This window comes from Streptomyces scabichelini (assembly GCF_011045015.1).
Lineage (GTDB): Bacteria > Actinomycetota > Actinomycetes > Streptomycetales > Streptomycetaceae > Streptomyces > Streptomyces scabichelini.
This window is the reverse complement of the sequence record NZ_JAAKZY010000004.1, coordinates 122619-128635: the sequence shown is the minus strand read 5'-3', so window position 1 is coordinate 128635 and position 6017 is coordinate 122619. Positions and strand designations below refer to the sequence as shown.

Below are 6017 nucleotides of genomic sequence, written 5' to 3'. Positions count from 1 at the left end.
CCCATTTCCTGCGACCGCCGACGGGGGCGGTCGCAGGAAATGGGGGAGACCAGGCTGATCCAGGGCCGGTACCGGTTGCTCGACCTGATCGGTCGCGGCGGCATGGGGGAGGTGTGGCGTGCGCGCGACGAGTCGCTGGGCAGACAGGTAGCCGTCAAGTGCCTCAAACCGCTGGGCCACCATCATGACCAGTCCTTCACCCGTGTCCTGCGCGAGCGGTTTCGACGCGAGGCCCGCGTGGCCGCCGCACTCCAGCACCGCGGGGTGACCGTGGTGCACGACTTCGGCGAGTCCGGCGGCGTGCTCTATCTCGTCATGGAGCTGCTGGACGGCCGCAACCTCAGCCAGCTCCTGGAGGACAACAAGCACCACCCGCTGCCCGTCACCGACGTCGTGGAGATCGCCGACCAAGTGGCCGCGGCCCTCGCCTACACCCACCAACAGGGCATCGTGCACCGCGACTTGAAGCCCGCGAACATCATGCGGCTCAACGACGGCACGGTGAAGATCTGCGATTTCGGCATAGCTCGCCTCGGCCACGACATCGGCTTCACCTCCCGTCTCACGGGCACCGGTATCGCGATGGGCACGCCGCACTACATGTCGCCCGAGCAGATCAGCGGCGTGTCCGTCGACGAGCGCAGTGATCTCTATTCGTTCGGCTGCGTGCTGTACGAGATCGCCACCGGGGCGCCGCCGTTCGACCTCGACGACGCGTGGGCCGTCCTCGTCGGCCACCGCGACACCATCCCCGAGCCGCCGCGCAGCCACCGCGCCGAAATCCCCGAGTACGTCGAGGAGATCATCCTGGACCTGCTGGCCAAGGAGCCCGAGCAACGTCCGCACGATGCCCGCGAGCTGGTGCACCGGATCAGCGCGGGCCGCACCACACCGGCGTACGTACCGACCGTGGTGTCTCCTCCCGTGCGGCGCCCGGCGCCGGGGCCGCCAACCGGCCGCGAACCGCGCCTGCCCTCCTGGACCCGGGGCATGACCACCGGCCACAAGGCGACCGGCGCCGGCCTGCGCACCACACCGCCGGACGCCGCCGCGGGGCTGACCGGCGAGTGGATCCCCCGCACCGACACCCGCCGTGCCCAGGAACCCGTACCGGCCGAACGGCCCACCCCGTCACCGGAGTTGGTCAACACTCTCACCGGCCGGCACAACGCGGGCCTGAGCCTGGGCCGCCTAGGCCGCTGGGCGGAAGCGGGCGAGGTCCACCGTGCGGTCGCCGCCGAGCGCGAGCACGCCCTCGGACCCGACCACCCCGACACACTCTCCAGCCGCTACGAGGTCGCCTTCACCCTCAGCCGCACCGGCCGCCCCGCCGACGCGCTGCGCGAGTACACCCACGTCGCCGACGCCAGGGAGCGCGTGCTCGGCCACGACCACCCGGACACGCTCGCCGCGCGACAAGAAATGGCGTACGTACTGGGGCAGCTGAGCCGCCACTTCGAGGCGCACCAGGTGTACACGGCCGTGCTCGCCGCCCGGGAGCGCGCCATGGGACCCGACCACCCGGACACCCTGCGCTGCCGCCACAACCTCGCCTTCAACCTCAGCAGGCTCGGGCGCCTGGAGGACTCGTACCGCATGGCCCTCGACGTGGCCGCGGCCCGCAACCGGGTGCTCGGCGCGAACCACCCCGACACACTCGTCACACGGTACGAAGTGGCGTACGCACTCGGTCAGTTGGGCCGCTGGCCGGAAGCACTGCAGACGTACCAGGAGGTCGCCGAGGCGCGTGCGCAGGCCCTCGGACCCGACCATCCCGACACGCTCGCCGCACGCTACGAGGTCGGCATCAGCCTCGGCCGGCTCGGCCGCAGCGCCCAGGCTCTGACGCTGTACCGCGACCTGATCGACGACCGCACCCGCGTCCACGGCCCCGCCCACCCCGAGACCCTGCGCGCCCGGCACGGCCTCTGCGTCAACCTCGGCCGCCTCGACCGCTGGGAGGAGGCACTCGCCGAGTCCCGCGACGTGTGCGCCATCCGTGAGCGCGTTCTCGGCCCCGATCACCCGGACACCCTGGTCAGCCACCGCGAGGTCGCCGTCGGCCTCGGCTGGCTCGGCCGCTGGGCCGACGCCCTCACGGAGTACCGCCGTGTCGCCACGGCGCGCGAACAGGTTCTTGGCGCCGACCATCCGGACACCCTCGCCAGCCGCAATGACGAGGCGCACTGCCTGGAGCAGCTCGGCCGCGGGGCGGAGGCGGTGGAGCTGTACCGGAGGGTGGCGGCGCTGCGGCAGCAGCGGGCGTCAGGGGCGCGCTGACGCTCCGCTCGTCAGCCCCGATGCTGGGGCTGCGCCCCAGACCCCCGCAAGGGGGTGGGGGTGAGGAGTCCTGTCGCGGCTGCGGGCCCGTAAGTGTCACCACCCCCCGCCCGGGCGCCCGCCGCCTGCCGCGCATCTCTGGCCGACCTAGATCAACCCGTGTTACCAAGAGGCATGCCTGGACACAAGCGACACGAGGAATACGACGCCGTGATCGTCGGCGGTGGCCACAACGGTCTGGTCGCCGCCGCCTACCTGGCCCGCGCGGGGAAGTCCGTCCTGGTCCTTGAACGCCTGGGGACCACCGGAGGCGCCGCCGTGTCCACCCGGCCGTTCGCCGGGGTCGACGCCCGTCTGTCGCGGTACTCGTACCTGGTCAGCCTGCTGCCCCGGAAGATCGTGCGGGATCTCGGCCTGGACTTCCGGGTCCGCGGGCGCACCGTGTCCTCGTACACACCCGCCGAGCGCGACGGCCGGCCGACCGGGCTGCTCGTCGGCGGTGGCGAACGGCGCATCCGCGATGCCTTCGCGCGGCTCACCGGTTCGGACCGCGAGTACCAGGCCTGGCAGCGCTTCTACGCCATGACCGGCCGCGTCGCCAAGCAGGTGTTCCCCACGCTCACCGAACCCCTGCCCACGCGCGACGAACTGCGCCGCCGTGTCGACGACGAGGATGCGTGGCGCGTGCTGTTCGAGGAGCCGATCGGCACGGCCATCGAGGAGACCTTCTCCGATGACCTGGTACGCGGTGTCGTGCTCACCGACGCGCTCATCGGCACCTTCGCGGACGCCCACGACCCCTCCCTGCGGCAGAACCGCTGCTTCCTCTACCACGTGATCGGCGGCGGCACGGGAGCCTGGGACGTGCCGGTCGGCGGCATGGGAGCCCTCACCGACGCACTTGCCGGAGCCGCCCGCGCAGCGGGTGCGGCCCTCGCCACCGGGCACGAAGCGGTCCGGGTGCAGACCGATGGGCACACCGCCGAGGTCACATACCGGACCGAGGCCGGAGAAGGAGTCGTCACGGCCCGGCACGTCCTGGTCAACGCCTCTCCGCACGAGCTCGCGACCCTCACCGGAGAGGAGCCGCCCGCCCCCGCCGAGGGCGCCCAGCTCAAGGTGAACATGTTGCTGAAGCGGCTGCCGAGGCTTCGCGACCCGTCCGTCGACCCGCGCGAGGCGTTCTCCGGGACCTTCCACATCGCCGAGGGATACGAGCAGTTGGCGACCGCGTACGCGCAGGCCGCGTCCGGCGAGCTGCCCGCCGCGCCGCCCGCCGAGATCTACTGCCACTCGCTGACCGACCCGACGATTCTCGGACCCGGCCTGGTCGAGCAGGGCTACCAGACACTCACCCTCTTCGGCCTCCACACCCCCGCCCGGCTCTTCGCACGCGACAACGACGCCGTACGCGAGGAACTGCTCAAGTCGACCCTCGCGCAATTGGACGCCCACCTCGCCGAACCACTCGCCGACTGCCTGGCGACGGATGCGGAAGGCCGCCCCTGTATCGAGGCGAAGACCCCCCTCGACCTGGAACGCGACCTGAGGCTGCCCGGCGGCAACATCTTCCACCGCGACCTCGCCTTCCCCTACGTACAGGAAGGCACAGGCCGCTGGGGCGTGGAGACCCGCCACGCGAACGTCCTGCTGTGCGGCGCGGGCGCGGTGCGGGGCGGCGGGGTGAGCGGAGTACCGGGGCACAACGCCGCGATGGCGGTGCTCGAAGAGCGGGAACCGGGATAGCGGCGACCGCCGGTCAGTTGTCCGACGGCGTCCAGCCCACCGCCTCGACACGAGCCGCGTCCGAGGGCCTGGCCTCGTCGAAGACGACCCGGCCGGCGGCCTCGACCCGCAGCCCGTCCACGTACGCGCCGCGCCCGACGTAGAGCCGGTCCGTCGTGTAACGCCACCGCAGTACGACCTGTGGGGCCATGGCGAGGTCGGCCGTGAGCCGGTGCCATACCCGGCCGGACCAGCCGGTCGCCGAACCGGCTGGATGGTCCCGCGCATCCTCGCCGTGGCGCTGCGTCGTGAACGGCACCGGCTGCCACGTCGTGCCGCCGTCCGCCGAGGATTCCAGCCAGAGGGCGTCCGACTGGGGTTCGGTGTCCCACCACAGGGCGCAGCGCAAGCGGCCGCCGCTGCCGAGGGCGAGCACGGGCAGCGTGAGGGTCGCGGACGTCGCGGTCGCCATGCCGGAGAACCAGGCCGTACGCCCCCGCGCGGGCCGCACCGGGACGGCCCGCGCCAGGTTGTTCGCGGCGGCGACCCGGGGCGCGGAACCGGATCGCCAGCTGCGCACGGGATGAACGGAGTTGCCGAGCACGATCAGGAAGGAGTCGGTCGTCGGGTCGAGGACCATGGACGTGCCGGTGAAGCCGGTGTGGCCCGCGGTGCGCGGAGTGGCCATCGCGCCCATGTACCAGTGCTGGTAGAGCTCGAAGCCGAGGCCGTGCTCGTCGCCGGGGAAGGCGGTGTTGAAGTCGCTGAACATCAGCTCCACCGACTCGGGCTCCAGGATTCTGGCCCGGCCGTACGAGCCGCCGTTGAGGAGCGTACGGCCGAGGACCGCGAGGTCCCAGGCACTGGAGAAGACACCCGCGTGGCCGGCGACTCCGCCGAGGCCGTACGCGTTCTCGTCGTGCACCTCGCCCCAGACCAGTCCGCGGTCGATCCCGGACCATGGCTTGCGGGCGTCCTCCGTGGCGGCGATCTTCGGTTTCCAGGAGGCGGGCGGGTTGTAGCGAGTGCGGTGCATCCCGAGTGGAGCGGTGATCTCGTTTCGGAGCAGGGCATTCAAAGGCTGACCGGTGATCTCCTCCAGGACGAGCTGGAGCGAGATCAGATTGAGGTCCGAGTAGAGGTACTTGGTGCCCGGTGGGTTGAGCGGCGCCTCGTTCCAGATGAGTTGGAGCTTCTCCTCGTACGTCGGCGCGTTGTAGATCGGGATCCAGGCGCGGAACCCCGAGGTGTGGGTGAGGAGCTGACGGATGGTGATGTCCTGCTTGCCCGCACTCCCGAACTCCGGCAGGTACGAGGCGACCTTCCCCTCCAGCTCGAGCCCGCCCCGCTCGATCTGCTGCACGGCCAGGATCGAGGTGAACAGCTTCGAGACCGAGGCGAGGTCGAAGACCGTGTCCTCGGCCATCGGAATCTGCCGGCCGGCGGGGAACTCCACGCCGGTGTCGGTCTTCTCGTCGTACGCCGAGTAGCGCACCGCCTTGCCGATCGGCTGATGCAGGGCGACCGTTCCGCCGCGTCCGGCGAGCAGTACGGCACCCGCGTACCAGGGGTACTTGGGGGAGGGGCCGAGAAACGTCTCGACGTCGGCGACGAGTTGACGCAGATGCCCGGCGAGCAGGCCCGCCCGCTCGGCCGATCCATGCCGCAGAGTGGGTCGGCCGTGCTGCGGCGCGGCGGACGCGGGACCTGCCGGGAACGGTACGAGGGCCAGGGCACCGCCCAACGCCAGCGTCTTTCCGACCAGTTGGCGACGGGTCAGCCCGTCGCTCGCTCTGCCCGCCGTGCCTTCGGTCATCGAGAAGCCTCCCGTAGCGCCGCCTGAAAGTATCTTTCGGAGCCCGCCTTCCGAGGTGAAACTTTTGTGTCAGGTGGGGGGTGTGTCAAGACTGCCGGAGAGTCAGGGCGTTGCTGCCGGAGGGTGAGAGCGTTCGCCTGCGCCCGCCCGGCAATAAATCTGACGGAGCATCAGAAAAAGTCTTCCCTCGTCCGGA

General features: G+C 71.1%; 3 protein-coding genes. 2 read left to right on the top strand and 1 reads right to left on the bottom strand.

The features are described 5' to 3' along the window. Positions 1 to 39 precede the first annotated feature (39 nt). Together G5C60_RS02575 and G5C60_RS02570 are read left to right on the top strand one after the other, a co-directional pair. Positions 40 to 2280 (top strand): serine/threonine-protein kinase, encoded by a 2241-nt coding sequence (locus G5C60_RS02575; RefSeq protein WP_165254496.1) that lies wholly within the window; start codon positions 40 to 42, stop codon positions 2278 to 2280. A gap of 174 nt (positions 2281 to 2454) precedes the next feature. Continuing rightward, positions 2455 to 4026: a phytoene desaturase family protein gene (locus G5C60_RS02570; RefSeq protein ID WP_165254495.1), complete on the top strand. Its 1572-nt coding sequence runs from the start codon at positions 2455 to 2457 to the stop codon at positions 4024 to 4026. 13 nt (positions 4027 to 4039) lie between these two features. Here G5C60_RS02570 and G5C60_RS02565 read toward each other — a convergent pair whose 3' ends face one another. Further along, positions 4040 to 5821: a serine hydrolase domain-containing protein gene (locus G5C60_RS02565; RefSeq protein WP_165254494.1), complete on the bottom strand. Its 1782-nt coding sequence runs from the start codon at positions 5819 to 5821 to the stop codon at positions 4040 to 4042. Between the last annotated feature and the right edge of the window lie 196 nt (positions 5822 to 6017).

Bases quoted from the DNA above. Each gene is read 5' to 3' on its own strand.
- G5C60_RS02565 (WP_165254494.1), bottom strand. From the start codon at position 5,821: ATGACCGAAGGCACGGCGGGCAGAGCGAGCGACGGGCTGACCCGTCGC.
- G5C60_RS02570 (WP_165254495.1), top strand. From the start codon at position 2,455: ATGCCTGGACACAAGCGACACGAGGAATACGACGCCGTGATCGTCGGC.
- G5C60_RS02575 (WP_165254496.1), top strand. From the start codon at position 40: ATGGGGGAGACCAGGCTGATCCAGGGCCGGTACCGGTTGCTCGACCTG.